Annotated in this window: 10 protein-coding genes; 1 reads left to right on the plus strand and 9 read right to left on the minus strand. The window is 56.0% G+C overall.

Translation table 11 applies throughout. From position 1 onward, the window contains the following. Positions 1-207: 207 nt before the first annotated feature. The gene (locus ACZ5M5_RS15590) at positions 208-4,281 is read right to left on the minus strand and encodes a KAP family P-loop NTPase fold protein (protein WP_464737561.1); all 4,074 of its coding nucleotides are present in this window, start codon (positions 4,279-4,281) and stop codon (positions 208-210) included. Between the two features lie 211 nt (positions 4,282-4,492). Here ACZ5M5_RS15590 and ACZ5M5_RS15595 point away from each other — a divergent pair, with 211 nt between their 5' ends. After that, the gene (locus ACZ5M5_RS15595) at positions 4,493-4,888 is read left to right on the plus strand and encodes a hypothetical protein (protein WP_464737562.1); all 396 of its coding nucleotides are present in this window, start codon (positions 4,493-4,495) and stop codon (positions 4,886-4,888) included. 392 nt (positions 4,889-5,280) lie between these two features. Here the strand turns inward: ACZ5M5_RS15595 and ACZ5M5_RS15600 are convergent, their stop codons facing one another. From ACZ5M5_RS15600 to ACZ5M5_RS15635, 8 genes are all read right to left on the minus strand, one after another. Next, positions 5,281-7,239, minus strand: a complete 1,959-nt coding sequence (locus ACZ5M5_RS15600; RefSeq protein WP_464737563.1) for a hypothetical protein — start codon at positions 7,237-7,239, stop codon at positions 5,281-5,283. Between the two features lie 38 nt (positions 7,240-7,277). Continuing rightward, complete coding sequence (locus ACZ5M5_RS15605) at positions 7,278-8,318, minus strand: SIR2 family protein (RefSeq protein WP_464737564.1); 1,041 nt, start codon at positions 8,316-8,318, stop codon at positions 7,278-7,280. Positions 8,319-9,309: 991 nt separating this feature from the next. After that, on the minus strand, positions 9,310-10,434 hold the full coding sequence (locus tag ACZ5M5_RS15610) for a cupin-like domain-containing protein (RefSeq protein ID WP_464737565.1): 1,125 nt from the start codon (positions 10,432-10,434) through the stop codon (positions 9,310-9,312). A 15-nt stretch (positions 10,435-10,449) separates the two neighbouring features. Next, positions 10,450-11,094 (minus strand): MBL fold metallo-hydrolase, encoded by a 645-nt coding sequence (locus tag ACZ5M5_RS15615; RefSeq protein WP_464737566.1) that lies wholly within the window; start codon positions 11,092-11,094, stop codon positions 10,450-10,452. 26 nt (positions 11,095-11,120) lie between these two features. Continuing rightward, positions 11,121-11,342: an MbtH family protein gene (locus tag ACZ5M5_RS15620; RefSeq protein WP_060742324.1), complete on the minus strand. Its 222-nt coding sequence runs from the start codon at positions 11,340-11,342 to the stop codon at positions 11,121-11,123. Further along, positions 11,339-12,958 (minus strand): cyclic peptide export ABC transporter, encoded by a 1,620-nt coding sequence (locus ACZ5M5_RS15625; protein WP_207268121.1) that lies wholly within the window; start codon positions 12,956-12,958, stop codon positions 11,339-11,341. The genes ACZ5M5_RS15620 and ACZ5M5_RS15625 overlap by 4 nt, the downstream gene beginning before the upstream one ends. Further along, a complete protein-coding gene (locus tag ACZ5M5_RS15630) occupies positions 12,958-17,682 on the minus strand; it encodes an amino acid adenylation domain-containing protein (protein ID WP_464737567.1) in 4,725 nt (1,574 codons plus the stop codon). Before ACZ5M5_RS15630 ends, ACZ5M5_RS15625 begins: the two co-directional genes overlap by 1 nt. Then, the gene (locus ACZ5M5_RS15635; RefSeq protein WP_464737568.1) at positions 17,679-18,914 is read right to left on the minus strand and encodes an AMP-binding protein; all 1,236 of its coding nucleotides are present in this window, start codon (positions 18,912-18,914) and stop codon (positions 17,679-17,681) included. The genes ACZ5M5_RS15630 and ACZ5M5_RS15635 overlap by 4 nt, the downstream gene beginning before the upstream one ends. Between the last annotated feature and the right edge of the window lie 4 nt (positions 18,915-18,918).

Genomic DNA, 18,918 nt, shown 5'->3' on the forward strand with positions numbered 1-18,918 from the left:
GGCCAATCGAGCGTCTTTTCTCCAGCCTTTGCAAGAATCGCGATCCCATTCAAACAACAGCCACTCATAGTGAGTTAACCGCACCCGACCGGCTGTGCACGAGTCAATATCCCAGTTCAACGCAGCATCAATACGTACTGTCTCGACACTGAGCCAATGGACATGCGCACCTGCACCGGTGCTCTGGGGGCTCGGGGGCTTAACGGCTCATCCCCCCGCCTTATCAAATCGCTTACGGAGGCTTTTCATGTCTCTCCCTTCACCAAATTTTTCAGCGATCGCCTTCAAGTCGTCTTCGGTTAACGATGTGGCGTCGACCGTTTTGAGTACCGCCGGTGACCCCAGGCTATGCGCCAGATCAGCCAGATTAGTTTTAGTGGCGATGGACGGGCATCGTGGTACATGCTTGAGCAGAAGGCTCGCTACGCCTGAACGCTCAGCTTGATCGGTGAGGTGCTGGGTAATCGACTTTAATTCGGGATTGACTGCTGCGCTAACCTCTGGCGCTGACGCCTGTTCCAGGATCTTCAGTGCCAATTCGACTAGTGCCATCGCGGGCGGTTTTTGCGTTAAGGAAATAATCTGTCGCCATAGGCGCCTCTGGGTAGCGTCTGTGACACCATTGCCAAACATCACTTGCTCAAGCACGAAGTATGCCTTCATACCCAGAGATCGCGTCCAGATGCTGAGACATTGATCTGGGAGATCACTCTTCCCAAGTTTCTGTCCCTTGGCTGAAATCAACAAAGTGGCAGCTCGTTGCTCTTCGAGAGTTAATCCTTGCGAAACGTTATTCCAAATTTTTTCGAGCCGCTCGACTTCTTCCTCCAACTCCCAGTTTATGGCGTCCGCTAGCGTAGCGACTTGGGCAGCGGTCAACGGCGCTTCCGTATGCGCCAAAAAGGTTTCTGCTTCAGCAGAATGTGTTTGCCACACCGTGCAGGCAAGAGTTATCAATTCAGGTTGATGGGTTGGCGCGACGATGCCAAGTTCGATCATGTTCTGCAATGAGTTCAGGACATCTCGCTTTGCTTCCTGAGGATAGCTGGTCATGGTTGTCACAGCTTCGTTGAAAATTCTCTCGGGTATGTTGCCCGGCATGACTAAGTCCTTCGAAGGCCAATGTTCCCCGAAGAATTTGTGAAGGGTATTAAGCTGCGTTGGATAGCTCACTGCGGTGGCGAAAGCATTCTCCAAGCCTGAGGCAACGACCGGAGGCTCGGCATTCAAATAGACCTGAGTAAGCCCTTGAAGCAGAACACTTAGCTCATTAGGCGCTCTGGATACCAGGGATGGCAGCTGGCTGAGAGCCGTTCGTAGATGGGTCTGAAGCTCTGCTTCATTCCAGCAAGTACTTGGGATAGCGCGAATAGCTATCTGATAAAGGGCATCGAAACGCGCAGGTAGAGAAGCTATTTTGAAACCACTGTCGAGGTAAGCCACAATTGAGATTTTTACATCATCCGGCAATCTCACATAGCTCTTTAACAGTGCTTCGCAGCATTTAAGCGGTAGCTCACCGGCCAACGTTGCAACCCACCCTTCCGCTGATTTGGCCAGCAATTCATCGCTACTCTTCAATTGCTCGAATAGCGCAACTGCGTCATCCGCGTAAGGATCAGATGTGATGTTCTCAATCAGTTCGAGCAAGCTGTCCTTAGTTGCTTCGGACAGATGATCGAGGCGGCTGGCCGTCATTTGTACCAACCACCTAAAACCACGATCAAAATCCATGAACGGATCGGGATGGTTAATCAGCAGTTCCGTCATTTTCCTTAGGCATTGCGAGAGCACTTGATGGCTCATCAGGTTGTGATGCTGCTCAAGGACAGTAAATGCACAGGCTTTGAGGTCATTATCTGTCAGGCTCAGATAACGCTCAACCAACGGCCACAACTCAGCCCGACTTTCCTCACCAGCCAACGCCATCTGCTCGAAAAGCTTACCGATCCGTAACGCCGCCCTAGGGATATTGATCTCCGTTGCGCGGCCTGCCTCAACCTCAACTGCAAGCAAGGTCGCGTAGTCCGTGCCCAGAGTGTGGAGAAGCATTTCCTCATTAGTAACGATCCATTCTTCCAGTAAGCTGAATGGAAACGAGTGCGCTATGCCGTCGACGGTGATGGATCGCGTGTGGAGCCACTGCCCGAATATTTGATCTTGTGGGGCAGGAAGCCCTTGAGTCTTCCACACAGCGAGAACAATCTCGGCTAGTGCTTTTGCCATGTCCATAGCCACATCCAAACTCGGTGTCTGCATGTTTTCGAGGCGCAAGCCGAAAGGAGCATCCTCTGTACAAAGGTCGCCTACGAGTGCTGCGGCTACGATTTGCTGTTGCTGGCTGTTAGCAAGCGGCAAAACCGAAGCCAGCTTCGACACGCCGATCATCGACCTCAAGTTACTGGACGCCGCCAACTCCGTGCATAGGTGACCGATTACCAACCGTACAGTTCGGGGAGGCAGGTCGTTCAGAAGGTTAGCCACGACACGCATCGCGTTGTGTCGCCGGCTCGCCGGCTCCAAGTGCAGTTCTCCGATCATCTGGTGCAACAGGCGAGCCTGGTCTTCACTAAGCATGATCTGGTCGGCGCGCGGCGAAAGGTGTTCAATCAGCCCTCGGGTATCGCCCGACACTAGTAGGCCGTAGATTATGCGGGTACCCGAGCCGAACTTGCGGCTGATAGGGTCTTCAGATAGCAGCAAAAGGCTCTGAAGGGAAACGGGCCACTGGATACCGACCAGACTGGAAAGAAACTGCCGCAGCTCTCTGCATCCTTCCCGGATTTTTGTGGTCTTGCCCCCTTTGCTATCGGTTTCCAACATTAAATAACGCTTAAGTAAAAGAGGCTGAGCGTCAACGGGAAGTTCCAAGACTGGATGATCGTTAACAAAAACCGCGGTCAGTCGATCAAGGAACTCTGGATCATCCTGCAGATCACGGTAGAAATCAGGGAAGCTAACTTTGGCTGCGCTGAGAGCAGCTAACGACTCCAGGTATCCGGTTACAGCCCCGTCATGCAACCCACCCGGACGACCATTGACGCCCTCCTGTTCTCGGCGCTTGGCCAGCCACCATGACTGAGCAAACGCGTTAACTATCTGAAGCGCGTTGCGTGGATCGACAACGTTCACGTGAATCATGCGTTCAATCAGCTGTTCAGCGGCTACGGCCTTACCGTTAAGGTCATCGACAATGTCTGTAAATGTCAGCAGATGCTTGAGTGCGAACTGACGCATGTCACCGCGCGGAGGTGGTGGTATTTCGAGGCGGAATTGGAAGATACGATCCAAGTATCGACGTGCATCATTGTGGCTAAACACCGTGCCCGGCTGTTCCGGGTTGTGGCTGCGGCCGCGCCAAAGAGCATCAGCCACCTTCGCCTCGTCACAGGAAATGACGAATACCAATCCAAGACCTTTTGGAAGTCTGTCAGTTGGAATCTCCATGAACGCGCGGACGGCATCAAGACCGAGCACCATCTCCTCGGCAGAAAGTCGGTCAAGGTCATCGACGAAAATGACCAGGCGCTCGCAAGGAGTGGTCTTACTCAGAAAGCCTTTGGAGGGTTGTTTAAATTCTTTTAGTTGCTCCAGCAGCATTTCCTCGTACTGCTCAGCACTCGCGCTAGGAAGTGAAACCTTAGTGATTGAGCGAAAGCTATCGATCTTGGAGGGTTTAAGCTGTTTGAGTATGTAGCTGTAGGAGACCGTCAATATCAGTGCAAGCGTGGACTGGACGATGGGAGCATCTGTTGGAGCAATCTGCAAGCCAGCCCAAACGAAGAGTAATAGTATGCCCATCGCGATGACGAATGCGGGCAGAGGCATTGCCCAGGCGCGCCATAGCTGAAGGCCATACTCCTTCCAGCCTTTCCATTGCTGCTCTGTGTGCGTCACGTTCCGGAACAATTTGTCATGGAGCGTCTTCTCGTCACCTCCGAGCTCCAAAAAGACATGGCGCAACAGCGCGCGTTTGATGTCCTGGTCCTTGCCACCAAAGCGCCAAGCGTTGAAGGTGATGCTTTTGAAGCGATTCTTTCTAGCGCTGTGTCCTTGCATAGCATCGGCGTCGTCCTCCAAGCCTTTCGTGTAAAGCTCCTTGATCGAGCTTTTACCCGTGCCCCACCCTCCCAGAAGGCCGATGCTAAAAGGAGGTTGATTGCGTTCGGATTCAACCAGGCTGCGTAGTGCTTGGGCATAGTGCCTGTGTCCAAACGCGTCATCTTGCTCGTTTGCTATTTGCCGATCTAGCACGGCCGGCATCGAATCATGGGGCTGCATAGGACGTTCCTTCGTGGGCGAGACGTGGCCGAGGGCCAGCACAGCGAGATTAATTGATCGGCAGCGCGAACACTACTTTCACGCCCAGCGAGGACATTGTAGCGACGACATTTCGAAGGCTTGAGGAGTGTGGAAGGCTTGCCGAGTATATTCGTGGGTGTTGCGTACGGCTCATCCTCATGGCAGTTTCTATATCCTGGTGGTCGGATAAATGGGTGGGATTGAGTTGATGGAGCATTTTTTTAAAATGACGACCATGCTCACGATTATGCTCGAACACATGTCATCTCAAGGTGCGCTGGGTAGCCGAATATCGGTTTGTATCGTTAATCAGACGCCGATCACCAGCCCCATAGCTAGGCAACCCCTGTATTACACTGTCTTCTTCAGGAAAGAATTTATGCAAGGTTATGCCCAGTCCGATGCAGAGCTTGCTGAAATCTTAGATGGCAAGCAGCGTAGGCGCGAACAATTAATCTTCGCAATCAATCGAGCATCTCCAGAAGAGCTTGAAGGGCCTGCAGAGCGATTGCGTGAAGTAATGCGAAAGCCCCCGGGCGAGAAGGGTCGTCAACGGCTGCCTCGTCCGAAATTCCTGAACGAATAACTAGTTTTTGCCCTCCAGTCCTGGCACTGCTCCATGCCGCACAGTACTCCCCCCTTCAAGTTTATAGCTCTCTCAAATACGGAGATGGAATTCGTACTTAAGCACGGAGATGCAGACCGCATGACGTTGTGCGTGCGGCGCCGCGCAACGATTGGCGCTGCGAGGTCGATCCGACGGCATTTGTAGGAACAATCCTACGGGCTTGGTCTCACAAAGCGTTCCCAGTTCCTCCTGAGTCGCCACTACCGTATTCGGAGACATTGGACTCCGAGGCGGAAGTTTTTGAATCGCTGCCCCTCCAACTAACGCGCAGTTGTTCACAATGATTCAGAAAACACCGTATGTGCCTGCGACTAAAGAACGGGCTCGGCATCGCCTAGCCCGGAATAAGCTTAGATCTCAATCGTTGCGAGTCTTCCGTAGTAATACGATACTGCAGAATCACGCTCGGGCATGGTTTCGGGAAGGCCAAGAGTTTTAAATTTATTCACCGCTTCAAGCTCAGGTTTCTGCTCGTCACGCAACCGCCAGTAGAGTGAACTGTACTTGAATAGCTGAAGCAGGTTGATGTAGTCATTATTTACCTCAAAAGCCGCCCAAAGGATGCGGTGGCATTTTGAATGTAGTGGCGTCAGATTGTCATGGTATAGATGGTGGTAAATGCTGATGAGCGTTGAGATTTCATTAGCGTCGAGCGAACCGCGGACTGTCATAAGTGAGTCTGCGTAGGCGAGCGTGGCCCGGATTTGGTTATACAAGTCTTTGTTCTCGTGACAGTACTCGACAAGCTCTTTGAGCATTTCGGCTCTGGCAGGAGCTTCGAGGTCATCAGCGCGATCTAACGCAATATTGGCGTACAGCGTGCTTGCTTTGGTTTTTGCCTTAGCTTGGATCTTTGATATATCAGCTTCTCTGGTGGAGAGATCACTATTTGAAAGCGCGATATGGGCGGCCTGCATCGCGACGCTGCCCTTGCTCAGCTTCTGAGCCTGAGTGGCATACTTAACAGCTTCGGCATGATCTTTCCTCCCTGAATAGATCATAGCGATATGCAGCTTGATCGAACCTATCAGCTTTGGCTGATCAATGTGATCCTGGCACTCCAGCAGCATTTGGAGTGCCTCACCAGCATTTGCCTTGTCGCCAACCATCCGGATCGACTGCGCGCATAAGTAAATAAAGAACCAGTATTTTTGATCCTTATCCCAGCTATCTAGCATCGACTTCAGCGCGATGTACAAGTCCTGCACGACCTTGTAATAAGATTTTTTGCTCACTGTCGCGCAGAACTGCGAGGCGAGTTCCATGCCAACAGTACGCCACCTTTCGTTGGTTTTTCCTTCGACGAAGACTTCAACGATGAAGTACTTGGCGTTGTTGATCTCGGACGATTTTTCGCTGATGTCATTCGCCTTGAAGATATGATGCAGCTTGGGATTCAGGGTCTCCCAATCTTCACCGAAGTAGAGCTGGTAGGCTTGATTTTTGATTTTCGCGATTTCCTTGGGCTTCGTCTCTTGGGCGAGCCACTGCCTCACAGGACGGGTGACGATGAGCCTTTTTTTAGAACCCCGGGTGCCGGTGTGGCCGAAGCTGTCCTGATCCTCCACATAAATGAAACCTTCTCGCTGGAGGATGACCACGTGATCAATCGAATATTTCTTCGATCTATCGACCCGCTTGATGTTGTCCAGGTATTCGCCGTAAGGGAACGCAGCCAAGCTCTTAAGCAGAGAAAATGCATAGCGCTTTTCTATCTCCTTCGCAGTTGACAGTGCCTTGATGGAATCTCCGAAGCGGCCCGTCAGATTGATGCGTGAGCTGCCTCGCTCACTGATGATCTCTTCCAGTGATGCGACGACAAGCTTATCCAACGCTTCCTTGATGATCCGAGGGACGCCGTTGGTGTGTTCATAAAGCTGCGTGAAATCATCGTTGCCCAAGCCGCCTTGGTAGAGAAGGTGTGACTCGATGTACGCCCTAGTATCAGCACCATCCAAAGCAGTCAGCTCGACCGCCTCGTTTCTCCAAGCGGGCAGATTCCGACTTATTAAAATCATCCGGAGATTCGGGCAAAAGGAAGTAAGAATATCCGTCAGGCTTAGGAGATCGGCTTGGAGTTTTTCCTTGTCGTCACAGGTGTCGAGCGGAACGTCCCTTAGAAGCAAGTAAGGCTGGTCAATGAGCGACAAGGTGCTACAGAATGATTCGAATGAAGCGCCCAAAAGCTCTTCGATTTGGCGGTAGAAGGACGCTTTGTCGGTGTAGTTGCCAATGTTTACCGAATAAACCTTGTTGGTTTTGTTAGATATACGTGCGATCAGTGCGGAAATGAATTCATCTTCTTCCATGCCCCAGTCAGCAGCTAACCACAAGCGTCTGTGGAGATTCAGGATCTGCTCCGCTTGGAATGACTGGGCGTGCCTGACACTGTGAGCTTGAGGTGCTGGGGGAGCGGGCTATGAATGCCATCCAGGGTGGCGGTCTTCTGCCCTTGCTCCATACGTTGGATAGCGGTGTTGCCTCGCAGGTCTGGGTACGCCCCACGGTTCTGACTTGTAACCTCGTGGAACAGTCCATCAAGGAATGGTCCTAGAGACGAATGATTCGTGCCGAAGCCGATTGGCTCGACGATATTTTTCCATGCCGCATCAGCTTTACGCGCAGTGACTTCTGAATCCTTGATCAGTGCAAAAGTAGAGTGCTTGGTCGACTTGAGCTCTTTTCTCAGCCAGCCGAGCGTTTTGTCGAAATTGGGGTCTTCAAACGTGCCTCCGCAACCTACAAACACTAGGTTTTCAAACACTGTCAGGTGCTGCTGGAAGAAGTTGCGGGTACTGCTTTGTATCGTGGTTTCATAATCTCCACTGCTCAGAATGCAAGTGTCGGGCTTCTTCCAGTGGCCGTGTAGGTGAAGAATGCCTTTACGCTCGCCTTTGAACCACTCGATGACCTCATCTGACTCGGTCATATACACGGGTGAAAGGTTGGTGACATTCTCTAGCAGCGAGTCATAGTTGAGAGTGCAAATTTTTACCCCTGCGTCCGATAAAGCCCTAACGGTATTGGCAAGCGCCTCGTTGTGTATCTCGACTTCACTGAACTCTTTTGTCAGCCATGCGGCGTAATCGTAACCATCGCCGTTGGACAGGCTACCCGACAGGAAACCGGCCACATGCAGGATCTCGGTAGTGGTCGGCGACCCGTCTAAAAGCTTGAGCCAGTTCTCAGCGTTGGCCTGTTGGATTTTCCCGATCTCGACAGCGTAGCGAAATCCGCTTCGAATCAACCCCGTCCATGCAAGCTGGGGGACTTGTCCATCGGTCAGCCCCATACTCATGCCTGTGCCGATGACCAAGATGGTGTCTTTGCTCGGTTTGATGCGTTTGCTTGCGTATTCCAGATTTAAAGCTGTGTTGTTCATATCCATTGTAATAGCTTCCAATTGGAGATGCCGAGATGCTCACGTATCAGGGGCGCCGCGAGCGCAGGCGTACTGTGAGCATTGAGTATAAATTTTTTGCGTGTCATTTTCAGCGTGCGTACGAGGGCCGTCAAAGGTTCTTTCAGCCAGCAGTGCGCAGCTTCAGATTGTATGGATTTATCTAATTAGAACCGTGAGTGTACGCCCAACTCATCTCGTGTAAGCCAGACCTACACTCACTGATGCGATAGCAGTTGCCCGATCTTACCGACTCGTTGCGCTGGCAGCCGCATCAGCACATCTTTTAGGTAGACGGTTAATCTGCTCGAAAAGTGCTTTGGCCCTTCTACGGGTGTGCTTTGCTTGGAACGAATAGCCCTTCAACGCTTGTCTCCTGCTTAAAGGTGAGTTGAAGCAGTTGAAACACCGAAGTGCGTTTCCAGTCGGCAGAACGGCCTCTAATGGGTCAGTTTTCGGCCCGAGACGACATCCTCCACTACTTCTGAGCTGAAATATTCCTAAATTGCCATCTTTCCAAGTAGGCACGAAAAGGATGACCTGTCGTATATCGCCGACATCTGTTACGCAACGGTTGACTCTCGTTAGGAGTTGCAGGAGCTGCGATCAGACGACATTCTTGTTGCGTCGCTGAAATACGACAGGGGCAACGGGGCACGGTTTCTTTCTTTAGCAACAGAAAACTCACACATTACACGTCAATACCCTCCGCTCTGGGGTACTGATCACCGCAACAGGCTCCGAACCTGCTCTCTTTCACCAGCCAATGATCAGCCCAGGTGACGCCCTGTGCAGGCTTTTTCGCCATTGAGGTTCTTTAAATATGCGAATGAGCCGTCGTTTGATTTTTCCAAGGTCAAGTGCCGATCTGCCGCTGCACCTGGCATACATGAACAACGCCTTTCAAAAAATGTCACCCATCACGTTTGCAGCAAGCGTGTGTAGAAAGGTCCGTTGATACGGACATGGATCGCAAGCCCTAGCTCAGTTGCTCGATCCATTGCAGCGCTACGTCGGCCGGTGCCGCTTCAATCCGTCCAGAGAAGGAAGCCCAGGCCTCTTCACGCATAAAACGATTGATCGACATCACCAGACCGTTGCTTCGCACCGTATGAAACCAGCCTGCAGGTAAAACAAGCAACTCGCCTGGATGAAGAGTGATTGTCAGGAACTTTGCCTGCTGAGCGAGAGGGAAACGGATGAAATCTGGTTGGAACGGATCAAACCGGGCCAATTGGAACATATTGAAGCATGCGCCGGGATACAGGTACTGCGCCTCCTCAGGCGGAGCTATCATGAAGGTCTTGACGCCACTGACCTGTCCGATAAACGCATGCAGAAAGTCCCTATGCAGCCGGGTGCAAGCCGCTTCGTCGCGACGTCCCATCCACAACTGAGGACGACTGAAGCAGGTGGGCTTTAGCAGCGGAAGCGTAAATGCCTCGCACATGGGGCCCGGAAGCGCGCATCCGCCACTGTAGACTAGAGCCTCACCACCGTGGAGCGCGTCACGGATGAGCGCGCCCAATGTCGATAAGTCCAGCGACGCGCCCAGGACGTCCGCATCGAGCCCAACCAGCGGCAACTGGCCGTACTGCTCAAACAGACGCTCTATCGTCATCCGCCAACCGCCCTCGCCGAGCATCGATGTCAGGACCAAGGGCACGCTGAAATGCAACGCCCAAAGCAGCCCTGAGGAATTGATCGAAGGACGACGGCAAATCGGCGGATCCAGCCGCAGCCAGTTCTGTGCGCGGGAATCGATCGTGCGTAGCCGGGCCGGGCCAGTCGCGCCCTCCCCATGCGCCGCCAACGCGATCAGTGACAATAATGCCTGGTCGCCGGACATCTTGGCACCACAGCGCAGAGGTTGTTCCGGGTGCTCTACCAATCCCTGGAACATATCCTCTGACATCTCGATGCTGGCGTCCGGCGCCCTGTGTGTGCCGTCCGAGAAACGAACGTTATCGGTCAACGTCGCATGGAATCGTCCCTCGGGCTGCTCGCCTACGATGAACTGCACAATGCCGCCACGATGCCCCGGGAGGAAATTCTGCTCCACTCGCTGGATAAATGCCTGCTTGAGTTCGGGGAAGATAGGCATGATAAAGAACGGACGTCAGACGAGGCCGGCCTGGACGGCCACGTCGTTGAAAAAACACTGGCGTGCTTCAGCGGTTGGGAGGCTGATCGAACACACAGGCTCTACCGCAAGCGTGATCGCATACAGCACATCGAACTCGCAGTCGGCAAGTCTCGACAGTGATTGCCGCAACGCCTCCTTGCCCGATTTAGAGGGAAAGGCCGTCCAATTCGCCCCATCATAGCCAACGTTGTCACCCGCGAACAAAGCACGAAAGCCATCCATTTCAACCAGGAAGCAAGTCCCCCCGGGACGGTGTCCAGGCGTAGGAATCACCTCGACATGTGGAAACAGATGGTGCCTGTGAAAGGGAAATGCCTTCACGTTCCCTACACTCTTACCCACATCATCCCGCTCAGGCTCACTGCAATACGTCCAGGCACCAAAACGCTTATGCAGCACATCGCAATGGTTGCTCTTTAAATGCATGTCGCCGAGCAGTTGCGCGCTGACCCCGCCCATATTCGCCATAGCCTCGAAGTCCCCCTCGATACTTGCACCTTTGGCGAAACAGGGCAGCATCAGATTGCCCTGAGGATGGACGACAAAGAAGCTGCAATATTTCGTCGGTGTGACCTTCGATGGTTGAACGCGAAAAACAGAGGGCGCGAGCGCTATCATCCCCGACCTGTCCATGGGTTCGCGACTCAAGAGGAACTGCTCGATGAGTTCTCCATCGCCTTACGCAGGCTGAGCGGACGCATGTCGGTCCAGGTCTTTTCGATGTAATCGAGACACACCGCCCTCTTCCCTTGGACACCGACGGTTCTCCAGCCTGCTGGTATCTCCTTGTAGAGAGGCCAGATCGAATACTGCTCTTCGTGATTCACGACAACATTGAACTCCGTATCTTCATGGTCCCAGCTCATTGATCCTTCTCCTCGATGTGGGTGACCTTCAGGTCCTTCATGTGAATAACAATATCAGCGACAAAAAAATAGTCGGTGTCGTGCGAGACTACAATCACGATTTTGTCCTTTGCCGCCAGCTCTCTCAAAAGCTGTCGATAGAATAGATCACGATAATCCTTGTCCTGATCCGCAGCCCACTCGTCAAAGAGACAGACAGGCTTGTCCTGTGCGACAAGATTCAACAATGCAAGGCGCTTGCGCTGACCTTGAGAAAGACGCGGCGCCGAGCGCCACTCGCTCGCTGCCGAGAGTTTGTCATCCAGCCCAAGCCGCTTTTCCCAAGACGCGAGATCTATGGCAACGTTACTGCGCTGCCCTTCGTAGGGAAGCACGAAAAAATCGCTGAAGATTGCACTGGCGTAATGCCGCAACACGGTCGTCACATCAGGCTTCAGCTCCACACCGTCGAGCAAGACACTGCCCTCACTCGGGGCGTACAAACCTGACAACAGTTTCGCCAGCGTAGTCTTGCCGGAGCCGTTACCGCCAGTAATGAAGATGATTTTTCCCGACCTTAACGACAAGTCGATGGGGCCAAGGCGAACGCCCGCCTCGCCTGGTTCCGCCGCATAGTCGAAGCAGACGCTGCGCAGCGCCAGGGTACGGATCGACGGCGTCACCGACGGTTCCTCCGTACTGCTCGCAGAATGAGCCACATCCAATTGCGCCAGTCGGTCGAGCGCGACTTTTCCGGCCAGGACCGTCGGCACCAATTCCATCAATGCCATGATGGGCGCACGCAACAACAGCAGCACCAAAGCGTAGGTGGTCATGGTGCTCGCGTCGCTGATCGGCATATGCCGCGGCAGGATAGCCACCACCGCCAGCAGCAGGAAGAAGACCAGGTTGTTCCATTGCACCGTCACGCTCCACAACGCCCCGCTCGCCTGTTTGCGCGACGCGAGCCGCGAACTCAGCGGCGAAAGTACCGAGGCGAGAAAGTCTCGCCGCCGCCGTGTGCTGAAGCGGAACTCTTTCGCCCCCTCTATCATGGCGCGGTACAGGTCCTGCATCTGATCTTCGAGCGCCCGCACCTCCCGCAGCGCGCGACTGGTGCGGGCCGAGGCATAGCGAGCAATGACGATGCCCAAAAACAAAACCACCGCTACCAGCGCGAAATGCCAGGGTGAAAGCAACAGCAAGTAACCGAGCCCGAACACCACCAGCCCTATGCAGACCACACACATAGGTAACGTGCCAAGTGCGGTTGACGCTTTGGTAACGTCATCCGAGAGCATGGCGTACATGCGGGAGAACCCCTGTTGCTCATACTCCCGATAGGGAAGCTGGAGTATACGCTGCGCAACGTGGAGCCGTAGCTCGTGCACAAGCCGCACACCCAGGTGCCCAAGCGCAAGCTGCGAGCTGAGGCCGCCCAGGATGCTCACGGCCAGCGCGATGAGGAATATGCGCCATGAGAAGGCAGGTCCCGAGCCAGCATCCGCCAGCACGAGGGCAATTTCCCGAATCGCCAGGATGACCGCGCAAGAAGATGCCAGCCCGGCGATCACACAGAAAACCAGCCAAGAGGCTCGCTCACGAGACACGATGAGAATTCCGGTTTGCATGCTCATTAATCCCTCTGCATAGTCAAAAACTGGAACTCATGGGTGCGCCCCAGGCATGTCTTGATCCATGTGGCCACTTCCTTCGCCCAAGGTTGATGCAGCATCTCGTAATGATGTGCATCGAGTACATCGGTACGCAGGAGCCGTTGTCCAGGCCAACTGGCCGAAGCTCGAGTACTGGCGCCGCGCATACTTTCAATCAGCTCGATACGGCTCTGCGCCGGGATCGTCTTGTTGCCATTGCCCGCCTGCAACACCGCGAATGATAGCGATACCAGTTCGGCCCTTGCAGCGTCATCTGCATCGACCGGCAACAAGCCAGAGCCTATCGGTCCGTCAAATGACCTCTCGCTTTTTTCTCCGGATGCTATTGCGCAGGCGACAACGTCCGCCTCAAAACTGTCGATAAGCAATGAAAGTGCCGGAGGTGATAATTTCCCCTCCCCATCGTGCCTCTGGATGTGCGCAGCGAGCGTGCCGCCAAAAGACCAGCCACAAGGCACGAACTTCGTAATGCCTGCGTCTGCGATGGCGCAGGCCAGCTCCAGGCACAGGGCGTCAATCGTGTGGTCAAGCCCCTCATGCCAACGTCGCAGGACGGACAGCGTCAACGATACGGTGTATATGGCGCAGGGCAATGGGGACAGTTCGTCCATCAGCGCGGCATAGCATGCGCCGTCCGCGCCGGGTGGCGCGATAAGGACAAGTGCAGGCACCGAGGCGTCTCCGGGCTTCCACAGGGTCACTGCATCATTGCCCTCCAACGCGTAGGCGTTTGCCCCTCGCCGTTCGATGCACGTGGCGAACAACGAAAGGGTCTGGTGATGAAAAATGTCCCTCACGCGCAGTGCCGTGCCGAAATGCGCAGCTACCTTGTGCAACATCTCGATGGCCTTGAGCGACGAGCCACCGTAATCGAAAAAGCTTCGGTCAGGGTCATTCACAGGGACCTGCAGCACCGCCTCCCAGATGGCCCCGAGCTGATGAGCGACCGTGCCGGCGGCGGGAAGCGGCGCATGATGACGCTTGGCCTCAACGTCTTCATGGGAACGTGAGAGCTGCCCGCGATCAAGCTTGCCGTTGGCTGTCATCGGCCAGGCTTCGATAGGATAAATAGCGCTCGGTATCATGTAGTAAGGCAAACGGTTGGCCAGATGCTGATGTATCTCCGCACAATCAAGGACGCCAGGCGCATGGCACTCGACATATGCGTATATCGCATCGCGCAACGCGTCCTTCAGCACCACTGCGCACTTCACCTGGTCCAGCCCTTGGAGCGTATTCTCTACTTCGCCGAGTTCGATACGATGGCCGCGGACCTTCACTTGGTTGTCCCATCGCCCCAGGATCCATAAGGTGCCGAACGCGTCGCGCTTGGCACGATCCCCCGTGCGATAGAGCCTGGCTCCTGCCTCGAACGGGTTGGGCAAGAAACGTTCCGCGGTCAGATCCGGCGCATCCAGATAAGCGTCCGCCAGGCAGCCACCGCCAATGAACAGCTCGCCTTCCACGCCATCTGGACAGACTTGGAAATCATTGTTCATGACATAGTAAGTCGCGGCCCCGAACGCGCGGCCGTAAGGAATCGCTGGGGTGCGGCTAATCGCCAAAGCGCCCTCCCTATCGCCTATCTCGTAGTGATTCGACCAGATCGCGGCCTCGGTCGCGCCCCCCAGTGCATGCCAGTGCGCATTCGGAAATGGCACGCTACCGGCGGCAGGCAGCTTGACCGGGATCCGGTCGCCACTGAGCATGACCAGGCGTAACGAGTCGCAGCGATAGGCTGCGCCAAGCACCTCGCATCCAGAGAGTGCGAACTGCAGCGCTGCGGGCGCGGAATTCCAGATGGTGATCTCCCAATGGGTCAGGTATGACGCCAGAATGACCGGATCCGCCAACATGCCTCTGTCGGCGACACACACCGTGCCGCCCGCAGCAAGCGTGCCGAACAGATCATAGATCGACAGGTCGAATCCGACGGAAGCACACCACATCAGGCGGTCACCGGTTTTTATACCGAAACGTGCATTAATCCAGTCGATCGTCGAACAAGCGGCTGCATGTCCGATCACGACGCCCTTGGGCATACCCGTCGAGCCGCTGGTGAAGATGACATAGGCCGGCAACCGGGAACTGCGCTGGGCAGACACGCGCTCGTCACTTTCACCAGCCCAGTCCTGCCGACCCACAATGCAACCGACCCCGGGCCAGGCCGGGGCCACGGTGAATGTTCCAAAGTCATAAAGGTGTGAAAGCGCCAAGGGCTGTGCCACGCCTGACAGCGGAGCAAGGAGCGCGTGGGTAGTGACCAGGCGGCGGATAGCGTGGCGCGTGAGAATCCCTTGCAGGCGAAGTAATGGGGTCTGGCTATCGAACGGCACGAAGCAACCGCCCGCCTTGCTGATGGCCAACAACGCAACGAGCAACGACTCGTTTCGCTCCAGGCACACGGCGACTCGTTCTCCCGGCTGCAGGCCGTCTCGCAACAAGCGGGCCGCCAACCGATTCGCCTGTGCCTCGAGCGTCGCGTAGCTGAAATCTCCCGCCGTGGTCTTGACCGCAATGGCATCAGGGTTGAGCGATGCCTGACGCTCGAAACCATCCGCCAGGCGCTTGTCAACCACCTGCGGGCCCACGGCGATGCGCCCCACGGACTCTGGCGCGTGTGCAATAGGAAAGGACGCAATGGGTTCCTGCACCTGGTGTCGGAGTAACGCCAGGCAACGGCGCAAATAGTCGCCAAAACGAACGATGGTCTGCGGCGCATACAACTCGGTCTTGTAGTCCAACGTCACCCACAGCCCTTCCAGCGTTTCGTTGCAATGGCAGGTCAGGTCGAACTGTGCACCACGATTGCCCCCTTGCGAGGCGACCCAACGAAGGTCGGGGGTCTCGCTATCGGGCGCGGTACCGTCCGTGTAGACGAAAGCCAACTGGAACATGGGGTGATAGCCCGATGTCCGTTCAGGCTGTAGCCGTTCAACGATCGCATCGAAGCCGGGGGCCTGGTGACGGAAGGCTGCGCTGCATAGCGCGCTCACATTGGCGATGAGATCGGCAAGGGTGTCGGTCGCCACAAATCGTGTGCGGATGACCAGCATGTCGAGGAAATACCCCTGCATCACGTGCGTCGGCAAAGCGCGGCGGTTTGTCACCGGCGTGCCAATGCAAATGTCGCGACTGCCGGTGTGATGGTGCACCGCAAGCTTGAAAAGCGTGAGCAGTCCGGTAAAGCGTGACACGCCAAGCTGTGCAAATAACCGGCCGGCATCCTCCAGCTCTTCCCTTGGCAGGAGAAACGCGTGAGCCGCTCCGGCGTGGCTGGACACCACTGGCCGCGGATAGTCGGCAGGTAACGACAGGAAAGCGGGCGCATCACTCAATTGCGTCGTCCAGTAGGCCAAGTGTTCCTGATGAGCTGGGTTGTTGGCATTTCGGCGGTCCCAGGCGGCATAGTCCACGTATTGCAGTTGCGGCGCCGGTACCCTGTCCGGGCACCCGTAGCGCTGGCCAATTTCACGCGTCAACAGTGCGATAGACGCACCGTCGGTGACGATGTGATGGAATACCATCGCCAGCAACCACTCATCGTGCCCCAGGCGAGCCAGTTGAACCCGCCCGAGGCCTGGACGTGACAGATCGAAGCGATGAGTCGCCTGGTCTTGACGCCAAGCTGACTCGCGGTCCCGACGCGCCTGGGGCGTCAACATGGACCAGTCATCCAGCAACGGTTCTATGGCGGTGGCGTCAGCGATGCTCGCCACAATGTCGCCATCGACGAAATGGAACGAAGTGCGAAATACCTCATGGCAGTGCAAACACGCCCGCACAGCCTGTATCAATCGATCGGCATCCGTCGCCCCATGCAGATGCAGCATGATGGGTACGTTGTGGTGTGTCCCCTGCTCGAACTGATCGAGGAACCACAGCCGCCGCTGCGCCGCGGAAACCGGCAAGTGACTGCCGTCTCCCCTCCTCACCCGCTGGATTGGCCCTGCCGCCGCATCAGGTCGAGCCTGCATGCGTGCAACCCCGGCGGCTTCTTCGACAAACTCGGCGAATACCGGAAATTCGAAGATCGAAGCAAATGGCAGCGCAAGCCCCGTGGAGGCCTCGATGTCCCCCAGCATGCGCAGGGCCAGCAGCGAATGGCCGCCCTGGACGAAGAAGTCGTCGCTCTCGTCTAGATACTCGACGTTCAGCGCCCTGCTCCAGGCGTCGCGCAGCGCATGCCACAGTAGGTCGGTCTGCACCACTGCCCCGCTCGGGCGCACCGGCCTGCCAGGAACCAGCGACGCGAGCGATTGCAGATCGACTTTTCCGTTTGGCGTAAGCGGCAGCACATCGAGCCTGACAAAACGGTTGATGATCCTGCCATAGGCCAAGGGCCGTGTACGCCCCACATGCTGGCGAAACAAGCGGCGCAGGCTTGCCTCATCAAAGTGTGCCCCGTCCTCAGGCACACAGAATGCGACTACGCCGGTCTCGCCCTCGCCTTCCTGTGCCGGGATCGGTAACACCACGGCATCGCCTACACCGGGACACGCGCGGATATCGGCTGCAAGCTCATGGAAATTCACCCAGATCCCACGCAGCTTCTGCACCCCGTCCGCACGCCCAAGGTAGGACACTGCCCCTTCGGAATCGACTCGTCCGATGTCCCGCGTTCGATACATGCGCGCGCCGGGTACGCCAGAGAAAGGGTCGGGTAGGAAGTGTTCGGCCGTCAACGCGGCCTGCCCGGTATAACCGTGTGCCAGGCCGCGGCCACCAATGCAGATTTCGCCGGCGACGCCCTCGGGGCTTCACACCCCATGGTGTCGATCACGTACATCGAAACGTGAGGCGGCGGATGACCGATACGCACTGTTTCGATAGGGCCGCCATTGCGTCGGATGTCTTCGCAGCTCGCATAAATCGAGCATTCCGTCGGCCCGTACAGGTTGACGATCCGGTGCACCTGCGTTTGCTCAAAGATTCGCTGCACCAGATCAGGTGGCAGCGCCTCACCCGCCACATTCAACGTGACCGCCCCAACAGGGAAGCACCGCTGCTCGAGCAAGGCCCGTACCTGGGACGGTGTGCCACTGACGCAGCTGAGCGGTGGTTCGCCCCCGTACGGTACGAGCAAATGGTCCATGAGCACACCGCAACCACCCAGGGCCCAAGGGACAAACATCTCGAACAACGACACATCGAAGCCCAACGAGGTTGCCAACGTGCTGTGTCGGTAGGTCTCGGGATCATAGGTGTCACAGGCCCAGGCGATGAGCGCCAGAATGCCTTCGTGCGGTACGCTCACATACTTCGGCCGTCCAGTGGATCCTGAAGTCCGGAACACCACGGCAGTCGCCTGGGGATGGAGAGCGGCGCTGGGTACCTCCTCCCCGCCCAGGGCCACCAGATGCTCGAAAGATAATATTCGCAGGCCGTTCACTTGCACTGGGTCGTCGGACCGCATCACCAGCGCATCGAGCCGGGCACCGTGGGCTTGTTCGCGCCAAACCTCAATGTCCCCATCGGCGTCCATTGGACAATAGGCCGCACCTGCACGCAAAATGCCCAGCAGGCATACGATGGCCTGCGGCGAACGAGGCATGCACAGGCCGACCCGAGCGTGGTGCCCCAGGCCCAGGGCGCGCAACGCAGCGGCGATACGTGCGGACTGCGTATCGAGCTGTGTGTAAGACAGCACGGTCAGCCGGTCGCGAAGTGCAGCCCGATCCGGCGTGCGCTGCGCTTGTCTATGGACTATTTCCCAGAGGGCCCCCATGCCAACCAGGCTGGGCGCGCTTGCCGCGGCAATCGGCCTTGGTCGCGCAATACTCACGCGCAATGCCCCACAGGTTGAATCCGGCCGCTGCGCCCATTGCGTCAGAACCGAGACATAATCGGCGGCGAAGCGCTCTATCAGTGCCGAATCGAGCAAGTCTTCGCGAAACTCCAGCTCGCCATAGGCCATCCCC

The organism is Pseudomonas sp. Van50 (assembly GCF_055390755.1).

Bases quoted from the DNA above. Each gene is read 5' to 3' on its own strand.
- ACZ5M5_RS15590 (WP_464737561.1), bottom strand. From the start codon at position 4,281: ATGCAGCCCCATGATTCGATGCCGGCCGTGCTAGATCGGCAAATAGCA.
- ACZ5M5_RS15595 (WP_464737562.1), top strand. From the start codon at position 4,493: ATGGGTGGGATTGAGTTGATGGAGCATTTTTTTAAAATGACGACCATG.
- ACZ5M5_RS15600 (WP_464737563.1), bottom strand. From the start codon at position 7,239: ATGGAAGAAGATGAATTCATTTCCGCACTGATCGCACGTATATCTAAC.
- ACZ5M5_RS15605 (WP_464737564.1), bottom strand. From the start codon at position 8,318: ATGGATATGAACAACACAGCTTTAAATCTGGAATACGCAAGCAAACGC.
- ACZ5M5_RS15610 (WP_464737565.1), bottom strand. From the start codon at position 10,434: ATGCCTATCTTCCCCGAACTCAAGCAGGCATTTATCCAGCGAGTGGAG.
- ACZ5M5_RS15615 (WP_464737566.1), bottom strand. From the start codon at position 11,094: ATGATAGCGCTCGCGCCCTCTGTTTTTCGCGTTCAACCATCGAAGGTC.
- ACZ5M5_RS15620 (WP_060742324.1), bottom strand. From the start codon at position 11,342: ATGAGCTGGGACCATGAAGATACGGAGTTCAATGTTGTCGTGAATCAC.
- ACZ5M5_RS15625 (WP_207268121.1), bottom strand. From the start codon at position 12,958: ATGAGCATGCAAACCGGAATTCTCATCGTGTCTCGTGAGCGAGCCTCT.
- ACZ5M5_RS15635 (WP_464737568.1), bottom strand. From the start codon at position 18,914: ATGGCCTATGGCGAGCTGGAGTTTCGCGAAGACTTGCTCGATTCGGCA.